Raw genomic sequence first — 21,192 nt, forward strand, 5'->3', positions numbered from 1 at the left:
GGAGCGTTCAAAATGACGTCATTGGAGAAAGAGCTGCAATCACGGTTAAGCAGTCGCGTACTCGCCTGTCCCGTGCAAGGTAAGTGGAGCAGTTTTCAGTTGGTTGACGAGTTTGGTTCAGGCGAACCCTATGCCGGATTGGCCTACATCGTAACCGATTCGGAAGGAAAAACCTACGAAGGTAGTCTGGATGCTACCGGCACCGGCAAGATTACTAATCACTTCGCAGGCCCCATCGCACTCATCTTTGATCAGAATTACCAAGGGGAGGAGATGGTTTATGTGCGTGCGATCGAAAGACCTCATTACCCCCTAAAAATCACTGAACTCCAGGTCCGAGCCGAACAAACCCGCTACCTGAACCAAAACTCCACCCGCACCAAAGAAAACCCTGCACAAGTCTGCGCGGATGAGTATTTCCAGGTGGAAGTGCGCCATCTGGTCAAGCATGTCTCGCACCTGCCTCCTGAGGTCTATCGCCATTACCCACACGGTACGGGGCGGGAGAAACTCATGGGTAAACATGGCGCACTTGGCATTGCCCTGTTGCCGTTGCAACACACCGTGCTGGAAGTGCGCCCGCTGCGGGCCTTGCGGCCCATGCTCTCGACCGACCCTGAATTCTGTGCGCTCAACCTGTACCAACTGGCGCTAATGGCCACCTTGAGCTATTGCCCCTTTGGTCAGCAGCCCGATAATCAACCCGTCAGAACCAGGACCGTGAGCTTCCCCCTGCAACCAAGCGTCGGTAACTGGTTCGGGGATGCACTGGCCAAATCTGATGAACTTTGGAAAGTCGATGCAGCGCAAACAAAAGCGTACTACCCACTGTACGAGGATGTGCCGTATTCCAAGCGACTGGAGATCGTGCCCTTCGACCCAGATCTCTATCCAGTAAACAAGCCAGAGCTCGAAGGTGACCAGGAACATCCCGCCAAAATTCACTTCTTAGACGACAGGAAACTTGGCTCGGAATCCACCGATACCCAGGCCTTCATCGCCCATCACGACGAGCTGATCCTGATTTCGGTACGTGGCACCTATGAAATCGTCGCGGATGGCCTGCGCGACGTCGATGCATTTCAAGCGCCGTTTGAAGACACAGACAGCAAGGTGCACCGTGGTTTTTACCAGGCAGCGCAGAGTGCTTATAACTTCGTCGTGGAATACCTCGACAGATTTTACGCTGGTCAAAAACTACTGATCTGCGGCCACAGCCTGGGGGGCGCAGTGGCGTTACTGCTCTCAGAAATGCTGCGTCGCAGGCCGGAAGCCTACAACATCCAGCTCTACACCTACGGCGCCCCCCGCGCCGGCGATGCCAATTTCGTAAAAGGTGCCAAGGGTCTGGTGCATTACCGCATGGTCGCCCACAACGACCCGGTGCCGAGCGTGCCCGGCACCTGGATGGACACCAAGGTTGACGTTTTCGGGACCGGGGCGGCGCTGACCTTCGTCAACGTACCCGTTGGCCTCTCGGTATTTGTCGCCGGCATCACTAACTGGAACGGCGAACCCTACGAACACCACGGCACCCTGCATCACGCGATGCCGGTGCAGTTCAGCCGCAAGGAAATGTCCATGATCCTGTGGGAGCCCGGCTGCGACACCATTGCCCAGCATGCCGCCTGCTCGGTGGCCATCCAGCAAAAAAATGGCCTCCCGGATCGACCTTCGCTGCTGACCCAACTGTTTAATGCCGGTAACCACTCGATGGTCGGCAGCTACATTCCTGCCTGTTGGGCCTCACTCAAGCGTTCGCAGGAAGCACTGGGGGCAAAACGCTCCCTCGTCACCGACCTGGAGTTTGCATGGGTCGAGCAGGCACTCCAAAGAATTACCGCTCAGTTGCGAGCCAGGCGAGGTCATTTATCGAACCAAACCCTGAAATATCAACAAACTCACGAAGCGCAAATCAACGCCTTCATTCTTGAGATCGACAAAATACACGTGACGCTCGATCGACTGAAAAAATTGCGGTACGAGCGCGTCACCGAAAAAAAGGTCTACGGATCGCTGTCGACTCAGCCTGAGCGGCTGGCAGAAAACCTGCAACGCTGGCTTGCCCATGCAGAAAATCAAGTCGTTGAGCAGTGGGCCATGGCGCCGAAGGGCGTAAACGAAGACGCGCTATTGACGTCGATCTACGGGCATACCATAGGGGCGCCGCATACCCTCGACATCGATTCGATTACTTGAACAAACACAACCGGGCTTTGCCCGAGAAGCCCCAGTAATATGGGGCGGAAGGCGCCGCCCGTGTGGGGAGCGAGCCTGCTCGCGATGATGTCGGCACAATCGGCATTGGTGTGGCTGACAGACCGCTATCGCGAGCAGGCTCGCACACACTGGATTTTGGGGTGTATGAGAGGGTGTGTTTAGTTCTGTTTAGCGTTACTTCCTGAAAGCTACAGCGCCTTGCGCCGTCGCCTACAACCACGTCAGAATCCGCCGGCTTGTGCGCCTGGAGGCCCGTCGGTAACTTGGTTCGTGTCACTGATTCCCAGTGATCGGGTTTAGTAGCCTGGATTACCCCTCAAGACGGTTGCACAAGCGTCATTTAGTCAGGTTTTCACCTGTACTTGATGGTGGCTGTGCGCATGGCACCCTCGGGTGCGCCGGGTTTGAGGGGTAACTCCGGTCTACTAACTTGCGCACAGCTGCCACCCATCCGTTTAGTAGCGAGACGGGTTGTAGCTCTACTAAAAGGTATATCCCTCAATGTTCAAAATCACTCCAAACCCACCGGAAACAGACGACGTTTCCCCGTACGAAACCCCAGGCTCCAAAAAGCTCAACGAAGCCGCCGACCGCGCCCTCGATTACTACCTCAAACCGATCATTCCCAAAGACACCCCACGCAAACCCAGCACCCTTTACTTCGTCGCCCCCGACGCCGATAACGAAACCCTGCTGGTCAATGCCTGCGAATCGCTGGCGGCGGCGAGCGTGATGTTGAGTGATTTCGCGGGGCTGCTGAACGGCCCGCAGCGCAACACCCTGCTCGGCATCCAGCACTCCATCATGTTGGGTGAACTGGCGGTGAACCGGATGCTTGATAACTTCGTTCCAACGTAAAACAGCCTCTACTGTAATTGAGGCGCTCTTGTGGCGAGGGAGCTTGCTCCCTCGCCACAAGAGCCCGCTCTCACAATTGGATTGGGGGGTTACAGAAGATTGTGTTCGGCCACTGGATCGATCTGCGCCCAGTGTGAAGTGTCTTCGCGATGGGCCTGCAAGTACGGCAACACCGCCGCCAACAACGGCGCCTTGAACGCCTCTTGAAAACGATGCGCCAACCCCGGGATCAGCTTCAACTGACTGCCACGGATATGCGCCGCCAGATGCACGCCGTGCATCACCGGCAACAGCGGATCGGCAGTGCCGTGCACCACCAGCGTCGGCACCCGCAGTTGGTTGAGCAGGTCCACACGACTGCGCTCGGCGAGGATCGCCATGATCTGGCGCTTGACGCCTTCAGGGTTGAACGCCCGGTCATAAGACAGCGCCGCTTGATGCAGCAGCGCCTGCCGATCATCAGTGACCGAGGGACTGCCCAGCGCCGCGAGCAAATCGGCCTGTTGCTCCAGCGCCACCTCGCGATTCGGCGCGCTGCGTCGCGCGAGTAACTGCACCAGCGCCGCACTCGGTGCCGGCAAACCTTCGGCACCCGAGCTGGTCATCAGCAACGTCAGGCTCTCGACCCGTTGCGGAGCCATGGCCGCCATATGCTGGGCGATCATCCCGCCCATGCTCGCGCCCAGTACGTGGAATTGCTCGACGTGCAAGGCATCCATCAGTCCAAAGGCATCGTCGGCCATGTCGGTCAGGGTGTACGGCGCCGATACCGGCAAACCGAGTTTGTAGCGCAGCACTTCAAAGGTCAGGTTGGCGTCGACAGGCGTCTGCCGCCAAGTGGAGAGGCCCACATCGCGATTGTCATAGCGGATCACCCGAAAACCCTGCTGACACAGCGCAACCACCACCTCGTCCGGCCAGTGAATCAGCTGCCCACCCAGGCCCATCACCAACAACAACGCAGGGTCCGAGGCACGGCCAATGCTCTGGTACGCCAGGCTCACCTGCTTCAGATCGACCCGCTCGGTCGGAACATTGACATCGCACCGCGTAGCCGCCAGGGACGACAGGCTGAACAATAAAGCGGCCAGAAAAGTGGCCGCCGATAAAAATAAAGCACGCATGAAAAACACCGAAACGCAGAACTCCAGTAGAGCGCGAGTCTGATGAAGTTTGTTCAAGCGCGCTGCCACAGTTACGTGACAGTTTGATGAAGATTGCCGAGCGGTCATCAACCCGCACGTTCGAGCGCGTTCGACCGTCGATCATCGCTATAAAAATGGCCCGTAACCTGGCGTTTGATAAACCACACAACCCTATAACTATGTACCACCATCCCCCTTCTCAACTGACCTCTAATGGCCACGCCGGTACAACCCAGCCCTCTTGTCCTTTGGAGATCAGTCGCCATGCCCGACGCCACCAAGCCCCTACTGGCCGATTTCGGCTTTACCTACCCGCTTGCACCCAACCCCGATCAGAGCCTGTTGCTGACAGCCTCCGAACGCTGGCGCGACTGTCGCCGACAGTGGCTCGAACTCATGGAGCAAAGCCCGCAGGCGCGCGCCTCGATTACCCGCTTGCTCAAGGACCACTGGGATCTGGACGGAAATCGGGTCGGTCTGGGAGTCTTCACCACCAGCACCCGGCCAGAACACTTTGTCAGCCTGACCCATGCCTGCGCCTTTGTGCTGCAACAGCCCACGATTGAGGTTTCACTCAACACGCATTGCGTGGTGATCGGTCTTGCACGGGAACACCGCCTCTACGGCAAGTCCCCTTTCGAACTGCTCGAACAGCTGAAAACCCTGAACCCGGAGCGCCTGCTCAATCACGAATGGGAGCGTTGGTGGAAAGCCCGGGCACCCGGGACGGCGGTGTCGCACAGAGCACTGGCTATCCAGCTGTATCGCCAGCACTTCGAAGCCTCCAGCCAAGTGGCCCATGCCCAGCGCACCTTGACGGCCGAACAGATGAAGTCCCTGCTGACGCTGATCGATGCCCCCAGCGCTAACGCGGCTGTCGGCGCCCCCCTGATGACTATCAAGCAACTGGCGCTCAGGACTGACAGTTACCGTGTCGAGTTGCCCGGGGTTTTACTCATCAGCACCGAACAACCGGCCGCACAGTTACTGTACCTGCCAGAGCAGCAACCGGCATGGAGGCACTTCCAGCACCGTCATCAAATGGAAAACTGGCTGATCGCACACCCGCAAAACGCTATCGGGATGTCTCGGCTCGACGACGTCAGCCTCGAATACACCCGCCTCCAAACCACGCCGCTGGAGGTAGCCGCCGAACAGCTGATTTCACGTGTATCGGTGGCCTGGATGAACAGTATCCGTCAGGGCAACGGCAGTGATATCGCCGAGCACGGCGCCACTGCGCTGGACGCCGCCGACCGACTGGATCGGCAATACCGCCAGGAAGCTGCTTTTGCCGAGCCTGCCCAATTGCCAGCGGATATCATCAGCGAGGGAGAGACCGGTGACAGCGTTCCGCAGTTCGGCTTGCTCACCCCCGATATTGCGCTGGACACCCGCCAGAGTGCCCTGGCGTATCACCGCGCAGCCCTCGAAACCCTGCTTGGCAAAGACTTCGCGGGTGATCATGACTCGCGCCTGCAGAACCTGAAAAAACACCTCGATGCCCTGGCGATAGCCGAACAGGCCAGCCACACCGCCGCATCCGCCTTGCTGGACACCCGCAACGCGCTGAAGATGCTGGAACTGCGCCATACATCGAACCCGCAATACACCGCGCTGTATCAGGCACGGCTAGCGGGGTTGCGCAGCGAGGCAGAGATTCAATTGACCCTGAATCAGCTCAGCCCTGAAGAACACCGCTGGGTTCTAGCGGTTCTCGATACGCCAGCTGCGCCGCGCAATGCAGACGTTGCGGTCGCGCAGCTGACCCTGTCGGCCACCGAAGGCGACGGCAGCGCTCAAACCGAGGCACTGGACGGCGTACTGCTGATCACGCACCCCTCCGTGCTGCGCGGTGTCGCGTCCCACAGTCTATTGTTGTACTGGCCCGGCCGGTTCGGTGGTTTGCAGCGTTTCGCCTCTCGGCGAACACTGGAACAAGCACTGTTCAAACTGAGTACCAACGATGACGTGTTGGCCTTGCATCTGAGCGAGCTGGGCGGCGACCCATTCGAATATGCCCTGCAAAATCAGCTCTACCGCTGCGAACAGCAGGCTGCGCGATTGATTGCCGATAACTCCGTGCCAGCCCAGCTCCAGCAACGTACCGTGGCGCTGGAAAAACTGCGGGAACACACCCTCGCCTGTCTGACCGTGCCGATGCCTGCCGCCCGGGAACTGGCCTTCGCCCAACGCCTCGAGCAAAACCACAGCAGCACCCTGGCTAAAGTGCTGCCGCAGTGGCTCGGCACGTTGTCCGATGCTCGGCGAGTGCAGTTCAAGCGTCTGTTCAAGGCTTACATTGCGGCCATGAAGCGCTCCCATGAGTTACTCGAACGGGATCTGCCGCCACGGGATGATTTCAGCAAAAAACGCATCGACACGCGCCTGCGTCAGGACTTCGCCCTCAAGCAAGGCTTTGAGGTCATGCTGGATCTGCCCGATTCAACCACCTGGCAGAAGGTTGTGACCGATGGCGCGGCACCGGGAACGCCCCAGGAGAATGTGCTGGTAGCCAGTAAAAACCGCAGCCAGCTGTCCCTCGTCGAACTGGCCCAAACCAATATCGATCAGGCGCTGTGGTGGCGACTGTCGCTCATGCGGGTCGAGATCTCTACAGATGACGAAACAGAACGCAAGACGCTGAAAACCGGCCTCACACAACCCTATCTGCGCAGGCTGATCACCGAGCTTGATCTGGCCGGACATTATGAGACACAGATCCGCCACGCTTTTCTCGGTGCCCCCACCGCCTCGGCTTTCGACCTTGAATATCGCCGTGAAAGCCTCACCGAGCCATGGCGCCTTATGTTGAAACTGCAAGGCGAGTTTGCCCTGTTGCAACAACAGATCGATGCCCTTGGACAGCAAGTGCTGGATATCGCCATTGACGCCAATACCCCGCAAGCCTTTGCTGCCCAAGGCAAGCGAATCGTGCTGCTGCCGGCCCACCTGACAGTCGGCGGTGCGGATACACCGCATCAGGGCCCGAGCACCTTGTCCGGTGTCACCTTCATCGTGGAACAGATCAGCGGCCTGACACTGCTCTATCTACCGGACAGCCCGGACGGTATCTATCTGCGCCAGTACGACACCCTTGAACGGGCGCGCCAAAACCTGTTCAACCTGTGCCTGCACACCAACATGGTCAACTATCTGGCCGGACGTGCGTTGCATGGCGACTTCGCCCTTCACGTCAGTCGGATCAATCAGGCCTTGCTGCGAAACTTCAATGCGCTGATCGGGGTCGGCATGGCGTGGCCGGCCAGCACGTCTCTGGCGGCGCAGCTGCTCAATGTACATATGGGGCGTTTGCTGGAAGCCCATCGAAGTACCTCACGCTCCAATGACGCCTTGTACCTGGAGCACTGCGCACTGAAGTCCGGCGCGATGTTCAACTATCTGAAAATGGCCCTGGGCATGGTGCCATTCGTGGGCACGGCCATTGCCTTGTATGACGCCTGGGGCAGCGCCAATCTGGCGGTCGCTGCTTTCCTGCGTGGCGATGCCGGTCATGGTCTGGCCGAAGTGGAGGCGGTGTTGTTGTCGTTGATCGACGCAGCCATGGACACTCTTCCGGGTGCCCACGCGGCTCCCGCTGCTGCCCGTGCGATAACGCGCCATCGTCAGTTACAAACAATGGCCAGAAAAGCGGGCGCCTTGCAGATGACCTCGCGTCGACAGGCTCGCCGCGTCCTTGATTACTTCCACGGCTACGAATATGAACACGAAATTTCTCTGGCGGGACTGCAACCCGCCACACACGGCATCTACCGTAATGTCTACCGGCATGCCGAGGGCGATTTCATGATCAGCCAGGGGCGCATCTACCGGATCGAGCTGAGCGATGCCCCTCGTGGCTGGCGCTTGCACGGCACCTGGGCTCGCGCCTATAAACAGCCAATCGCCCTCGATGAGGCCGGTAACTGGAACACTCACTATGCGGTATACGGCACGTTGATGGAGGGCGGCGGCGTGGGCGGCGGCGCGGCGCTCGGGCATCTGGCCGACGGCATGGAGCCGCTCTGGCCAGCCGCCATCAGGCGTTGGCTGCCCCGCTGGTGGACTGATCGCAACGTGCGCCGCCAACTGACCCTGACCCATACCGCCGACGCCTACACCCGGCGCCTCGATACCCAGACCCGCAGCACCAATGTTGCCATGGAACGCTACTACGCCAGCGCACCGAACCAGCGTCAGACCTTGCGCGCGCCTCTGGAAAGCGCTTGTGTAACTGACATCGATATCGCCCAAAACAGCTACCGGAACCTGGCTGATTTGTTGCCCTTGAGCCATGGCAGAAAACGCACTCGGATCGAAGATTTGCAAAGCCGCAGTGCCTGGGTGGTAGTCGATCGGACGGTGCACCGGATACAGTTCGGCAAAGAACGCCTGCTGGAGCACCTCGACCGCATCGATGAACTGCTCGCCCGTTCAGACACCACCCCCGGCAGCGATATCGGCACCCACTTGCGCCTGATGGAACAACGTAAGAACGTGCGCAAAGCCTTCCTCCAGGAATTTGATCAAATGCATGCCGCGGTGGAGCAGGTCAATCTCTGGAATCGTCGAATCACCCACCGGGAACACAAAGCCAGGATGGCGGCTGACGTGGCGACAGTGAACGAGACGTTAAGCGAGACCAACTATCGCTACCTGAAAGCCGCTCATCTTCTGGAGATCATCAGTCGCGTCGATGCCGTCGATGACACCACCTGGGTCTATTTTCACGTGCAATTGAAACAGGCCCGCACCGAGGTCGGGCGTGCACTCTTCACCCAACACAACCTGCCGGAAGTGCGCGCCAGCCTGACCCAGCGTCACCGTATATTCGAGAACTGCCTGGCGACCTACGCCGAGTTCCGTCGCAACCTGAATGCCTGGACACTGACCTACCCGCAACACCTGGATCTGGAGCAACTCGCACCCTTTCTGGACAGTCTGGCGAAGATCGAAGAGTACGCGCGTAACGCCCTCAGGCATCGAGCCTCGATCACACCAACGGAGGGAAAAACCGGCAAGAAACTTTTTGAGACCGAAGACAATCGATTGCTGATCGGTGTCGAGCACACGGACACTGCCACACGACAAAAGCGCTTCACCATCGACGGTATCGACGGTCGCACGGAAACCTGGCTACCGCGCTCCAGCGGCAAATACCACCTCAGTGAGCCTGTCGCGACGGTACAACCGCCTCTGTCCTCGGATGTTCAACCGTTGCTGGCCGAAGCCAGAAAAAGACTCGCGGCGGTGCCCGCCTATAAAAGCAAAGTCGAAGGTTATGCCCGGCAAGACATGCTGCCAGTGGATCTGGAGCACATGATGAGCTTCGAGGCCACCGAATTGTCGATACGCGCCCAAGCCATCGAACGTCTCTCGCCCCATGATCCGCTGGTGCTGCAATTGTCCGATCAAGCCCGGGATCTGGCGCGTGCCGGACGCACCTTGCGCATTGAACAGTCCATGAACAGCAAAACCCCCACCGAGGGTTATCTGGACTACCTGCTGGAGCAACGGGTAGTGGACATTCGCAAGGAAGGCGGATTGCGGGACCTGGGCAAGCGCCCGGACGGTCGACGGGATTTTCTGCAGGAATATGAAGTTCGCGATTTGACCCGCCAGCCGTCACAACCGCTATGGTATGCGCACTTTCATTACCCCTCGGCGAAGTCGCCGTTCAACGAATTCGTCAAAGGTCATCTGAAATTGCCTGAACAACGTAACCTGGGCCTGCAATGGCAACAGGCCCAAGCCAGCAGCGGCGCTCAGGTGGAGTCGATCTGGCGGGGCGACATCGGCAAACCGCTGGCGCTCAAACATTTTCCGTTGCTGTGAAGAACGACAACGGAGCGCCCGAAGCGCTCCGTTGTCAGTCAGATGTCAGGCCAGTTGACTACGCAGCAGGCGTGCCGCCGCGACCATGTTCACCAGTGCGGCTTCTGTTTCCGGCCAGGCACGGGTCTTCAACCCGCAATCGGGATTGACCCACAATCGCTCGGCCGGAATCCGCTTCACTGCTTTGCTCATCAACTTCACCATCTCGGCGGTGTCGGGCACCCGTGGTGAGTGAATGTCGTAGACACCCGGCCCAATATCATTCGGGTAGTCAAAGGCTTCGAAAGCCTCCAGCAGTTCCATGTCCGAGCGCGAGGTTTCGATGGTGATCACGTCGGCGTCCATGGCGGCGATGGACTGGATCACATCGTTGAATTCGCTGTAGCACATATGGGTGTGAATCTGGGTTTCGTCGCGCACGCCCGATGCACTCAGGCGGAAGGCTTCCACCGCCCAATCGAGGTATTCCTGCCATTGCGCCCGGCGTAGCGGCAGCCCTTCGCGGAATGCGGCTTCGTCGATCTGCACAATTTTGATCCCGGCGTTTTCCAGGTCCACCACTTCATCGCGCAAGGCCAGGGCCAGTTGCTGCGCCTGAATTTTGCGCGAGACATCTTCGCGCGGGAACGACCACATCAGCATGGTCACGGGACCGGTGAGCATGCCTTTCATGACCTTGTCGGTGAGGCTCTGGGCATAGCTGATCCAGTTGACCGTCATCGGCTGCGGACGGCTCAGGTCGCCATAAATGATCGCCGGTTTGACGCAGCGCGAACCGTAGCTCTGGACCCAGCCAAACCGGGTGAAGGCATACCCCTCAAGCTGTTCGGCGAAGTACTCGACCATGTCGTTGCGTTCGGCCTCACCGTGCACCAGCACGTCCAGGCCCAGGCGTTCCTGGATTTGCACGGCGTGGCGGATTTCGCTGTGCATGGCATCGGTGTAATCGTTGGCCGACAGCTTGCCTTGTTTGAAGGCCTGACGCGCCAGACGGATCGAGGCGGTCTGCGGGAATGAGCCGATGGTGGTGGTCGGGAACGCCGGCAGTTTCAGCCGTGCCTGTTGTTGTTCGATGCGTTTGGCAAACGGCGAGTGACGCTGGCTGTCTTTAGCACTGATCGCTTCTATCCGCGCTTGCACCTCGGCTTTGTGGATACGCGGCGATTGGGCGCGACCGGCCTGAATCGCACGGCTTTCAGCCAGTGCGGTTTGCACCTTGGGCGATTGCGGATCGTTGAGGGCATCACGCAGCACGGCGATTTCACCGCACTTCTGCACGGCAAACGCCAGCCAGCTTTTTAGTTCCGGGTCGAGTTTGTCTTCACGGGCCAGGTCCACCGGGCTGTGCAGCAGCGAGCAGGAGCTGCTGACCCACAAGTTATCGCCAAAACGCTCCTGGGCTGGTTGCAGCTGCGCGAGCGCTTGCTCCAGTTCGCAGCGCCAGACATTGCGGCCGTTAACCAGGCCCACCGAAAGAATCTTGTAGGTCGGCAGACGATCCAGAATCTGGCCAAGCTGATCCGGTGCGCGCACCGCGTCAATGTGCAAGCCTTGCACCGGTAGGCCGACCGCCAGGCCGAGGTTGTCTTCCAAGCCACTGAAGTAGGTCGCCACAAGTTTTTTCAGCGGCGAGTATTGAAGGATGTGATAGGCGCGTTCGAAGGCGTTTTTCCAGGCTTGTGGCAGGTCCAGGGTGAGGATCGGTTCGTCGATCTGCACCCACTCCACGCCTTGGGCCGCGAGGCGACCGAGGATTTCGCCGTAGATCGGCAGCAGGCGCTCCAGCAGATCCAGCCTGTCGAAGTCGTTGCCTTTCGCCTTGCCCAGCCATAGGTAAGTCAGTGGGCCGATGATTACCGGTTTGACGTTGTGGCCCAGGGCTTTGGCTTCTTCGACCTCATCGAACAGCTGTTCCCAGCTCAGTTTGAACTGTTGATCCGCGCTGAATTCCGGGACCAGATAGTGGTAGTTGGTGTCGAACCATTTGGTCAGTTCTTGTGCGTATTGCGCCTTCGTGTGTTCACCGCCGCAGCAAGCCGCGGTAGCGCCACGGGCCATGGCGAACAAGGTGTCGAGTGTCGGCAGGCCACGGGAATCTTTGGCACTGTCGAAACGCTCGGGGATGACACCGAAGGTCAGAGAATGAGTCAGTACTTGGTCGTACCAGGCGAAGTCGCCCACCGGCAGCAGGTCGATGCCTGCATCTTTCTGCAATTGCCAGTGAGTGGCGCGCAATTGGCGGCCGACGCTTTTCAATGCGTCCTGATCGAGGTCGCCCTTCCAGTAGGATTCGAGGGCTTTTTTCAGTTCGCGGTCTGCGCCAATGCGCGGGAAACCAAGTGTGTGGGCCAAGGCCATGGTAAGAGTTCTCTCTATAAAGGACGCTACAAAACATGGTGCTATTGTCGACAGCTCACCCAACATGAGACAAACTCAACTTTTTCGTGTTGATCACAAATTTTACTCATGGAGTCATCAGTGCTTGAAATCCGTCACCTGAAAACCCTGCACGCCTTGCGCGAGGCCGATAGCCTGGTGGATGCGGCCGACCGCTTGCACCTGACCCAGTCGGCGCTGTCCCACCAGTTCAAGGAGCTGGAAGAACGCATGGGCATGCCGCTGTTCGTGCGTAAGACCAAACCGGTGCGTTTCACCAGTGCCGGTCTGCGGCTGCTGCAACTGGCCGACGCCACCCTGCCGTTGCTGCGCGGCGCCGAGCGTGACATTGCGCGGCTGGCCGGCGGCACGGCGGGGCGTTTGCACATGGCGATCGAGTGCCACAGTTGCTTTCAGTGGTTGATGCCGACCATCGACCAGTTCCGCGATGCCTGGCCGGAAGTCGAGCTGGACCTGGCTTCGGGCTTCTCCTTCGCCCCGCTACCGGCATTGGCGCGAGGCGATCTGGATCTGGTGGTGACTTCCGATCCGCTGGAACTGGCCGGGATCACCTATGTGCCGCTGTTCACCTACGAAGCCATGCTCGCGGTAGCCAACCAGCATCGCTTGGCGAGCAAGCCGTACATCGTGCCCGAAGACTTGCTCACCGAAACCTTGATCACCTACCCGGTTGAGCGCGATCGGCTGGACATCTTCACCCGCTTTCTGGAGCCGGCTGACATCGAACCGGCGCAGGTGCGCACCTCGGAACTGACGGTGATGATGATGCAATTGGTGGCCAGTGGTCGCGGCGTCTGCGGCATGCCTCATTGGGCACTGCATGAATACAGCTCACGGGGTTATGTGAAGGCCAAGCGACTGGGCGAGAAAGGCTTGTTCGCGACGCTGTATGCCGGGATTCGCGCCGACATGCTGGACGCGCCGTACATGCGCGACTTTTTGCTGACGGCCAAGGACACGTCGTTTTCGACGCTGGATGGGGTGAGTGCCGTCCGATAGAGCAACCTATTCCCTTTAGGAGCGAGCAGCGACAAGTCTAGGATGATCGTTCCCATGCTCCGCGTGGGAATGCCTCAACGGACGCTCTGCGTTCGGCTCTGGAAGGGACGCGGAGCGTCCCGGGCTGCATTCCCACGCAGAGCGTGGGAACGATCAAGGCTCAGGGGTGAGCTCGCGCCACATATGGATCTTGTCGAAGTAGTCTTCGCCGACCCGCACCGCCAGCGGCTCAAGGCCGAATTGCACGAAGCCGCAACGCTGATACAGCTTGAACGCGGCTTCATTGCCGGCGGTGACGGTCAGCTGGATCACCCGCAGGCCCTGATGGGTCTGCGCTTCAGCCAACGCGGCCTGGACCAGTTGATAACCGAGCCCGCGCTGCCGAACCTTGCTGGTCACGTACATGCCAAACAACGTTGCCTTGTGCCGGGCCTTCTCCCGAGACTCAAAGGCCAGGCCGACAATGCCCGCCAATTGGCTGTCCTCGAACGCACCGAGCACAACATCCAACGTGCTGGTCAGGCGCGATTCCCACCAACCCAACGGCATCACCGCGCGCTCGCGCACGCTGGAAGTGAATGCCTGGGGATGCACCTCATAGGCTTCAAGCATCAGCGCCCGATAATCCAGGGCATGGCTGGCATCAAGCCGTTGAATCCACGTCTTCACACGGCTCGCCGCTGCTCAAGCATCAAGCGCAACGCCAGCCCGGACAGCACAAACCCCATAAAATAACGCTGCATCGCCAGCCAGTTCGGGTTGTTGACGAACCAGGACGCGATGCCCGCGGCAAACAGCGCGATCAGCAGATTGACGCTGAAGCTCACGCTGATCTGGGTCAGGCCGAGGATGATGCTTTGGGTGAACACCGAGCCATGCTCAGGCGAGATGAACTGCGGAAACACCGACAGGTAAAACACCGCGATCTTCGGGTTCAGCGCGCTAGTAAGAAAGCCCATGGTGATCAACTTGCGCGACGAATCCGCCGGCAGCTGCTGCGCCTCGAACGGCGAGCGCGCACCGGGCTTGACCGCCTGCCAGGCCAGCCACAGCAAGTACAGGGCGCCGGCCCACTTCAATACTTCATAGGCCACCGGAACGGCCAGGAATACCGCGGTCAAACCCGCGGCGGCGGCGAACAGGTGCACTAAAAACCCCGCGACCACGCCCAGCAACGAGGTCACTCCGGCCTTGCGCCCCTGGCAGATCGAGCGCGAGATCAGGTAGATCATGTTCGGCCCGGGCGTGAGCACCATCAGCAGCGCCGCGGCGGCAAAAATCAGCAAGTCTTGAAGCGGGATCATGGGCATCCTCCGTCCTTGTACGATCAGGCAGTTTCGATCAGTGAGGCTCGATAAAACGGCAAGATCAGGTCCCGTGTCAATGGCGCCAGCGTGATTTCGCCGTCAGTGGCCGGATCGATCCAGCGCACCTCTTCGATCTCCGCCGCCGGGCAAACGTGCGAATCGATGGTCAGCTGAAAGAGTTCGGCCTGTACGACATGACCCGGCTCATTGGCGGCCGGTGCCGAGAACTGCCCCAGGTAGGCGGCATGCGCCGGATCGATGACCAGCCCCAGTTCCTCTTCCAGTTCACGGGCGAGGGCATGGACCGGTTGCTCATGAACTTCGATCTTGCCTCCCGGCTGCATGAACGCCTGGGTACCGCGCTTGCGCACCAGCAGGGTGCGACCGTCGGGGCCGATCAGCAAGGCAGCGGCAATGCGGATGAGGCGGGGCGAAGCGTCGGATGAAAGCGTCATGGATCAGACTGGCCTTGGGTAAAAACAGCAAGGATCACATGCGCGCCGGTTATTCGTCACGCCGAAAACTTATCTGCCAGGTGTCAAATGTGGGAGGGGCTTGTGTGGCGAGGGGGCTCCCACATTGGGTCCGTGCAAAGGCCAGGAAGCTCAACTCGTCTCCAGAAGTGCGCCCTCCACTTCATCCGGCACTTTCACGAAAATGCTGTACTTGGCACCTTCCATCGCTTCGAAAGCGATCAACTTCTCCACCAGAGGCCCATTCAACACCTTGCCGGCATTGAGCAGCAGCATGCCGTTGTCGGCATTGAGATTACGCGCCAGGATCATGCCTGCCACCAGACCCCGGGTGGTCAGCACCTTGACTGTCGGATCGGCCAGCGTCACGTCGCTCAGATAAGTGGCGCAGACCTGAATGAAATCCTCGACCAGTTCCGGGTCGTAGAAACGACCGGCGTATTGGCGGATATACACCAGGGCTTCGTCACTGTTCATCTGCCGTTCAAGGATCAACCCGCGCTGCAACTCGATGAAATCCACCGCCAGTTTCAGCAACCGCGAACCAAACGGAATCGCTTCGCCCTTGAGCCGATCAGGAAAACCGCTGCCATCCCAACGCTCTTGATGATGCAGGATTAGCCGAGCAGCGTCCTTCATTGGGTCGAGCGTCATCAGCAGCGACTCACTCTGCTTCGGATAACCCCGATAGCGCTCGCGGTCGTTGTGATGCAGCAGGTCCGAGGGCGTGCTCATCATGCTGTCGGTCCAGCTCAACTTGCCGATGTTGTAGAGCGCCGCCGCCATGGTCAGGTCTCGACTGCTGCCTTCGTCCAGGCCATGCAGTTTGCAGTACACCCGCACCAGTTCGATGATCTGCCGGTTAGTCTGTTTGGCGGGCGGCAGGCGCAGGTTGGCCAGCAACGAAAACACTTCGGTGCCGGTGACATAGCTGCGTTTGAGCTCTTCGTAGGCCAGGTCCAGCATGTCGGCGGTCTGTTGCAGCTCGCTGGTGCGGGCCGCGACGTGTTTTTCCAGGGTGGCGTTGAGCTGCTTCAGTTTCTCGTTCTGATCCCACGTCTCCTGCACCAGACGCAAGCGTTCACGCTCGGAATGTTGATAGGCAAGTGATTGTCGCAAGGTCAGCAGCATTTCTTCATCGTGCCAGGGTTTGCTGATGTAACGGTGAATCTGCCCTTCATTGATGGCTTTGATAATGGCCGACGGATCGGCATAACCGGTCAGCATGATCCGGGTGGTGTCGGGATAGCGCTGGTGGACGTGAGCCAGCAGCGTGGCGCCGTCCATATTAGGCATGCGCGCATCCGTCATCACCAGATCGACCGGCTGCTGCGCCATGATCTCCAGGGCCTGGGCACCGCTGGTGGCCAGCAGTACCTCGTAAGGCTGACCACGCAGCAGGCGGCGCAGGCTGTTGAGAATCGACTCCTCATCGTCGACCAGCAATAACTTGGGTTTATCGGTCACAGTCGTGGGGAGTTGCGCTTCCATGGCATTACCTCAAGTCAAAACGGGTGTCTTTGTCGCGCGCATGGGGCCAACATCCTGACGTTCCCCGAGCCTGACCTACAGGCTAGATGATTTTCGGCCCGACCCAGGAAATGATTCGTTTCAGTCAACCGGGCGAAGTGCCGGCCGGACGACTATGCTCAGATCACTCGGATCCAGAACGATACTCGCTCCATCCAGCGATCAGGGAAGGGATACCCTCTATGAGCTCATTGCACCAACCTGCTGTCGGTCCAGGCGCATGTCAGTGAATACGCTGCTTGCGCGAATCAATCGTCGGATTCTCATCGTCGATGACACCGCGTCGATCCATGAGGATTTTGCCAAGATTCTCAGCCCGCCATCGATCGAAGACGACAGCCTGATCAGCGCCGAAAACGCCTTGTTCGGTACCCCGGCGTCGGTATCAATGCAGAGTTTCGTCATCGATTCCGCATTTCAGGGCCGCGAAGCGCTGGACAAGGTCGAGACCGCGCTGGCGAATGACTCGCCCTACGCGATGGCCTTCATCGACATGCGCATGCCGCCGGGCTGGGACGGTCTGGAAACCATCGAACGCTTGTGGCAAGTCGATCCCAAGCTGCAGGTGGCGCTCTGCACCGCGTATTCCGACTATTCCTGGGAAGACATCGCCGAGCGCCTGGAGCTGGGCGATCGCCTGCTTATCCTGAAAAAACCCTTCGATGCCATCGAGATCCGCCAGATGGCCAGTGCATTGACCGCCAAGTGGCAAATGACCGAAGACGCAGCACTGAAAATGTCCTTGCTGGAGAACGCGGTCGAAGAGCGCACCCGGGAGCTGTCCGACGCTAACATCATCGTGCAGAACAGCCCGACCATTCTGTATCGGTTGCGGGGCGAACCGTCGTTTCCGTTGATGTACATCTCCCACAACATCACCAAATACGGCCACGTTGCGGCGGCCCTGGTAGCGTCCTCCAACTGGGCGCAGGAGCTGATCCATCCCGACGATCAATCAAAAGTCGATACGGCCATGGCCCGGGTGCTGGACCGCCATGCGGCAGGTGCTTCCATCGAATTCCGGATGCGCACCGGCGACGGCGACTGGCGCTGGGTCGAAAACCGCTATATCCCGGTGCGTGACGATGAAGGCCGCTTGCTGGAAGTCGAAGGCATCATCATCGACGTCACCGAACGCAAACTGGCCGAGGAAAAAATCGCCCTGCTGGCCCGCACCGACGGGCTCACAGGGCTGGCCAACCGCGCGACACTGATCGAGCGGCTGCACCAGGCTTTCGCCGCCGCCCGGCGCGGGGCCACCCCCTTCGCCATGTTTTACCTGGACCTTGATCACTTCAAACGCATCAACGACACCCTGGGCCACCCGGTGGGCGACCTGTTGTTGCAGGAGGTCGCCAGTCGCATCAAAAACTGCGTGCGCGAAAACGACGTGGTCGCCCGCCTGGGTGGCGACGAGTTCGCGATACTGCAACTGGACGTCGGCGACCCGACCCAATCAGCGGCCCTGGCCGCCAAGGTCCGCGATGCACTGGTGCTGCCCTACTCCCTGGCCGGCAATGATGTGCGGGTCTCGGTCAGCATCGGCATCAGCAGCTACGCGCCAGTCAGCCTCAGCGCCGACAGCCTGTTGACCCAGGCCGACATGGCGCTGTATCGCTCCAAGGAAAAGGGCCGCAACCAGTACCACTTCCATTCCGAGGAGATCAATCAGGAAGTGGTCGAGCGCATGACCATTGCCAACGACCTGAAAAAGGCCATCGAGCACGACGAACTCGAACTGCGTTACTGGCCGGAAGTGGACCTGAGCAGTGGCAAAATCCTCGGCATGGAAGCGCAGGTCAGCTGGAACCACCCCCAGCGCGGGTTGCTGGAAGCCCCGGCGTTCCTGCCCGCGGCGGAGAAAACCGGCATCATCATCGGCCTCGGTCACTGGGTGCTGGAAGGCGCCTGTCGGCAAATGCGCCAGTGGCGAGACGAAGGCATGGCGCCACCGGTGGTGGCGATAAAATTGTCCCTGGCCCAGCTCAAGAGCGGTCCCGAGCTGATCTATGACGTGTTGCGCACCACCGCGCGCTGGGAACTGTGCCCGTGGGACCTGCGTTTCGACGTCACCGAAGCGACCCTGGCCCAGACCAAGTGGACGCACAACGATGTACTGCCGCGCCTGCGTGAGCTGGGGGTGAAAATCGCCATCGACGACTTCGGCACCGAATACTCCTCGTTCGATTACCTAAAGACTTATCAGGTCAATCACCTGAAACTCGCCCAGACCTTCATCGACATGGCCGCACGCGACCCGGCCAGTGCAACCACCTTGCGGGCCATCATCAACTTTGCCCGCGAAGTAGGGATCGGCATTATCGCCGAGGGCGTCGAGACCCAGGAGCAACGCAGTTCGTTGATGGCCACCGGCTCACCGATGAACGCACAGGGCTACTACTTCAGCCAAGCAGTCAGCAGCCAGCAGGCCGCCGAGTTGCTGAAGGCCGGGAGCATCGTGCACGTCAACCACGGAACCGGAACGATGCCCGACGACCCGCGGCGTGCCACGGAGGACAAGGAATGAAAAATCCGTTCGTCCAGGCTAACCGGCGCATTCTGATCATCGACGACACGCCTTCAATTCATCAGGACTTTCGCAAGATTCTCGGTCCGGATACAGACGACGAACACACACTCGCCAACACTGAAGCAGCGCTGTTCGGCAGCCAGCAGTCGGCACGGCTGGTATTCCAGCTCGACTCCGCCTATCAAGGCCAGGAAGCGCTCGAACTGGTCAAGCGTGCCCAGGCACAAGGTCGCCCTTACGCCATGGCGTTCACCGACATGCGCATGCCGCCTGGCTGGGACGGTCTGGAAACCATCGAACAGCTCTGGAAGGCCGATCCGCATCTGCAAATCGCCCTGTGCACGGCGTTCTCCGATTACACCTGGGAAGCCATGGACGAACGACTGGAATTCGGCGATCAATTGCTGGTGCTGAAAAAACCTTTCGACAGCCTGGAAATCCGCCAGATGGCCAGCGCCCTGACCTGGAAGTGGCAGATGGCGCAGGACGCGGCCATGAAAGTGCTGACCCTGGAGCAAACCATCGAGGCCCGGGTCCATGAGCTGCTCAAGGTATCGCACTTGTTGCAGTACGACGTATTGACCGAGCTGCCCAACAGCACCTTGCTGGGCGACCGGCTGAACCAGTCACTGGCCTTGTCCAGACGCCATGACAAACAGCTGGCCGTGATGTTTCTGGGGCTCGATCGCTTCAAGCGCATCAACAATGCCTTGGGTCACCCCACGGGTGATGAGATGCTCAAACGCGTCGGGCAAAACCTGGTGGCTTGCGTGCGCGCGTCCGACTCGGTGTTTCGCTACGGCTCCGATGAGTTTGTGGTGATCCTGGCTGACATCCATCACCCCCAACAGACCAAGGGCATCGCCGAAAAGCTCTTGAACGCCATCCGCGCGCCTCAACACATTGCCGGCCACGACCTGAGCGTGACGGCCAGCCTGGGCATCAGCATCTATCCCGAGGACGGTTTCGACGCCATCGCACTGATCAAGAAAGCCGAAACCGCCATGCGCAACGTCAAGGAAAGCGGCCCGAACGATTTCAGCTTTTTCATTGATGAGATGAACCAGCGCGCACGGGAACAGCAGAGCATCGAGTCGGGCATTCGTCTGGCACTGGAGCGCAACGAGTTTGTCCTGCACTACCAGCCCAAACTCGACCTGGGCAGCGGTAAGGTAGTCGGTGCCGAGGCATTGATCCGCTGGCAAAAGCCTGGGCATGGCTGGATTTACCCGACAAATTTCATTGGTGTGGCCGAAGACAGTGGCTTGATCGTACCGTTGAGCAAATGGGTGCTGACCCAAGCCTGTCGACAAGCCCGAGCCTGGCAAGCGAATGGTCTGCCCAGGCTGTATATGTCGGTGAATGTGTCGGCCATCGATTTCCGACAACGGGATTTTGTCGAAGGTATCGAACAGATACTCAAACAAACCGGTATGGAACCTGCCTTGCTGGAGCTGGAAATTACCGAAGGCGTATTGATGCAGAACGTCGATGCCACAATGGTCGCGCTGAATCGGCTCAAGGCATTGGGCGTACGGCTGGCCATCGATGACTTCGGCACCGGCTATTCCAGCCTGAGTTACCTGCAACGGTTTCCCATCGACGTGTTGAAAATCGACCAGTCATTCATTCGTGGCTTGAGCCGCGACAGCAATGACGCCGCCTTGGTCAGCGCCATCATCAGCCTGGGCAAGAGCCTCAAACTGACCGTCATTGCCGAAGGGGTGGAAACCCTCGAACAGTTGAATTTTCTCAAGGCCCTTCAGTGTGAAGAAGGCCAGGGTTACTACTTCAGCAAAGCCGTGGAGCCGGAGGCCTTCGTGCAATACCTGAGATTTGTGCAGTCCGCTCCATCCAGCACCAAATGAACGATGTGCAACGACACCCAGGCTCCCTGC

The 21,192-nt window shown here is 59.3% G+C and carries 12 protein-coding genes; 6 read left to right on the top strand and 6 right to left on the bottom strand.

Annotated elements, in window-relative coordinates:
- Positions 1-12: 12 nt before the first annotated feature.
- Both LOY56_RS20835 and LOY56_RS20840 read left to right on the top strand, forming a co-directional pair.
- Complete coding sequence (locus LOY56_RS20835; RefSeq protein ID WP_258616930.1) at positions 13-2,199, top strand: lipase family protein; 2,187 nt, start codon at positions 13-15, stop codon at positions 2,197-2,199.
- Between the two features lie 522 nt (positions 2,200-2,721).
- Positions 2,722-3,078, top strand: coding sequence for a DUF6124 family protein (locus tag LOY56_RS20840; RefSeq protein ID WP_258616931.1), 357 nt, complete (start codon positions 2,722-2,724; stop codon positions 3,076-3,078).
- Between the two features lie 89 nt (positions 3,079-3,167).
- Here LOY56_RS20840 and LOY56_RS20845 read toward each other — a convergent pair whose 3' ends face one another.
- Positions 3,168-4,202 carry an alpha/beta fold hydrolase gene (locus tag LOY56_RS20845; RefSeq protein ID WP_258616932.1) on the bottom strand — a complete coding sequence of 345 codons (1,035 nt, stop codon included), beginning with the start codon at positions 4,200-4,202 and terminating at the stop codon, positions 3,168-3,170.
- Between the two features lie 285 nt (positions 4,203-4,487).
- Between LOY56_RS20845 and LOY56_RS20850 the strand changes: the two genes are divergently transcribed.
- The gene (locus tag LOY56_RS20850) at positions 4,488-10,058 is read left to right on the top strand and encodes a dermonecrotic toxin domain-containing protein (RefSeq protein ID WP_258616933.1); all 5,571 of its coding nucleotides are present in this window, start codon (positions 4,488-4,490) and stop codon (positions 10,056-10,058) included.
- Positions 10,059-10,103: 45 nt separating this feature from the next.
- On the opposite strand, the gene metE is transcribed toward LOY56_RS20850, so the two are convergent.
- Positions 10,104-12,416 carry a 5-methyltetrahydropteroyltriglutamate--homocysteine S-methyltransferase gene (gene metE, locus LOY56_RS20855; RefSeq protein WP_258616934.1) on the bottom strand — a complete coding sequence of 771 codons (2,313 nt, stop codon included), beginning with the start codon at positions 12,414-12,416 and terminating at the stop codon, positions 10,104-10,106.
- Between the two features lie 120 nt (positions 12,417-12,536).
- Between metE and metR the strand changes: the two genes are divergently transcribed.
- Positions 12,537-13,454, top strand: coding sequence for a transcriptional regulator MetR (gene metR, locus LOY56_RS20860; protein ID WP_258616935.1), 918 nt, complete (start codon positions 12,537-12,539; stop codon positions 13,452-13,454).
- A 153-nt stretch (positions 13,455-13,607) separates the two neighbouring features.
- Here metR and LOY56_RS20865 read toward each other — a convergent pair whose 3' ends face one another.
- From LOY56_RS20865 to LOY56_RS20880, 4 genes are all read right to left on the bottom strand, one after another.
- A complete protein-coding gene (locus LOY56_RS20865) occupies positions 13,608-14,123 on the bottom strand; it encodes a GNAT family N-acetyltransferase (RefSeq protein WP_258616936.1) in 516 nt (171 codons plus the stop codon).
- Entirely contained in the window at positions 14,120-14,758 is a 639-nt protein-coding gene (locus LOY56_RS20870; RefSeq protein WP_258616937.1) for a LysE family translocator, read from the bottom strand. Before LOY56_RS20870 ends, LOY56_RS20865 begins: the two co-directional genes overlap by 4 nt.
- A 23-nt stretch (positions 14,759-14,781) precedes the next feature.
- Positions 14,782-15,216 carry an NUDIX domain-containing protein gene (locus tag LOY56_RS20875; RefSeq protein WP_258616938.1) on the bottom strand — a complete coding sequence of 145 codons (435 nt, stop codon included), beginning with the start codon at positions 15,214-15,216 and terminating at the stop codon, positions 14,782-14,784.
- 150 nt (positions 15,217-15,366) lie between these two features.
- Positions 15,367-16,725 (bottom strand): HD domain-containing phosphohydrolase, encoded by a 1,359-nt coding sequence (locus LOY56_RS20880; RefSeq protein WP_258616939.1) that lies wholly within the window; start codon positions 16,723-16,725, stop codon positions 15,367-15,369.
- A 259-nt stretch (positions 16,726-16,984) separates the two neighbouring features.
- Between LOY56_RS20880 and LOY56_RS20885 the strand changes: the two genes are divergently transcribed.
- Complete coding sequence (locus LOY56_RS20885) at positions 16,985-19,291, top strand: EAL domain-containing protein (RefSeq protein WP_258616940.1); 2,307 nt, start codon at positions 16,985-16,987, stop codon at positions 19,289-19,291.
- Entirely contained in the window at positions 19,288-21,162 is a 1,875-nt protein-coding gene (locus LOY56_RS20890; protein WP_258616941.1) for a bifunctional diguanylate cyclase/phosphodiesterase, read from the top strand. Before LOY56_RS20885 ends, LOY56_RS20890 begins: the two co-directional genes overlap by 4 nt.
- The last annotated feature ends 30 nt before the right edge of the window (positions 21,163-21,192 follow it).

It is taken from the genome of Pseudomonas sp. B21-048, from assembly GCF_024748615.1.
GTDB lineage: Bacteria > Pseudomonadota > Gammaproteobacteria > Pseudomonadales > Pseudomonadaceae > Aquipseudomonas.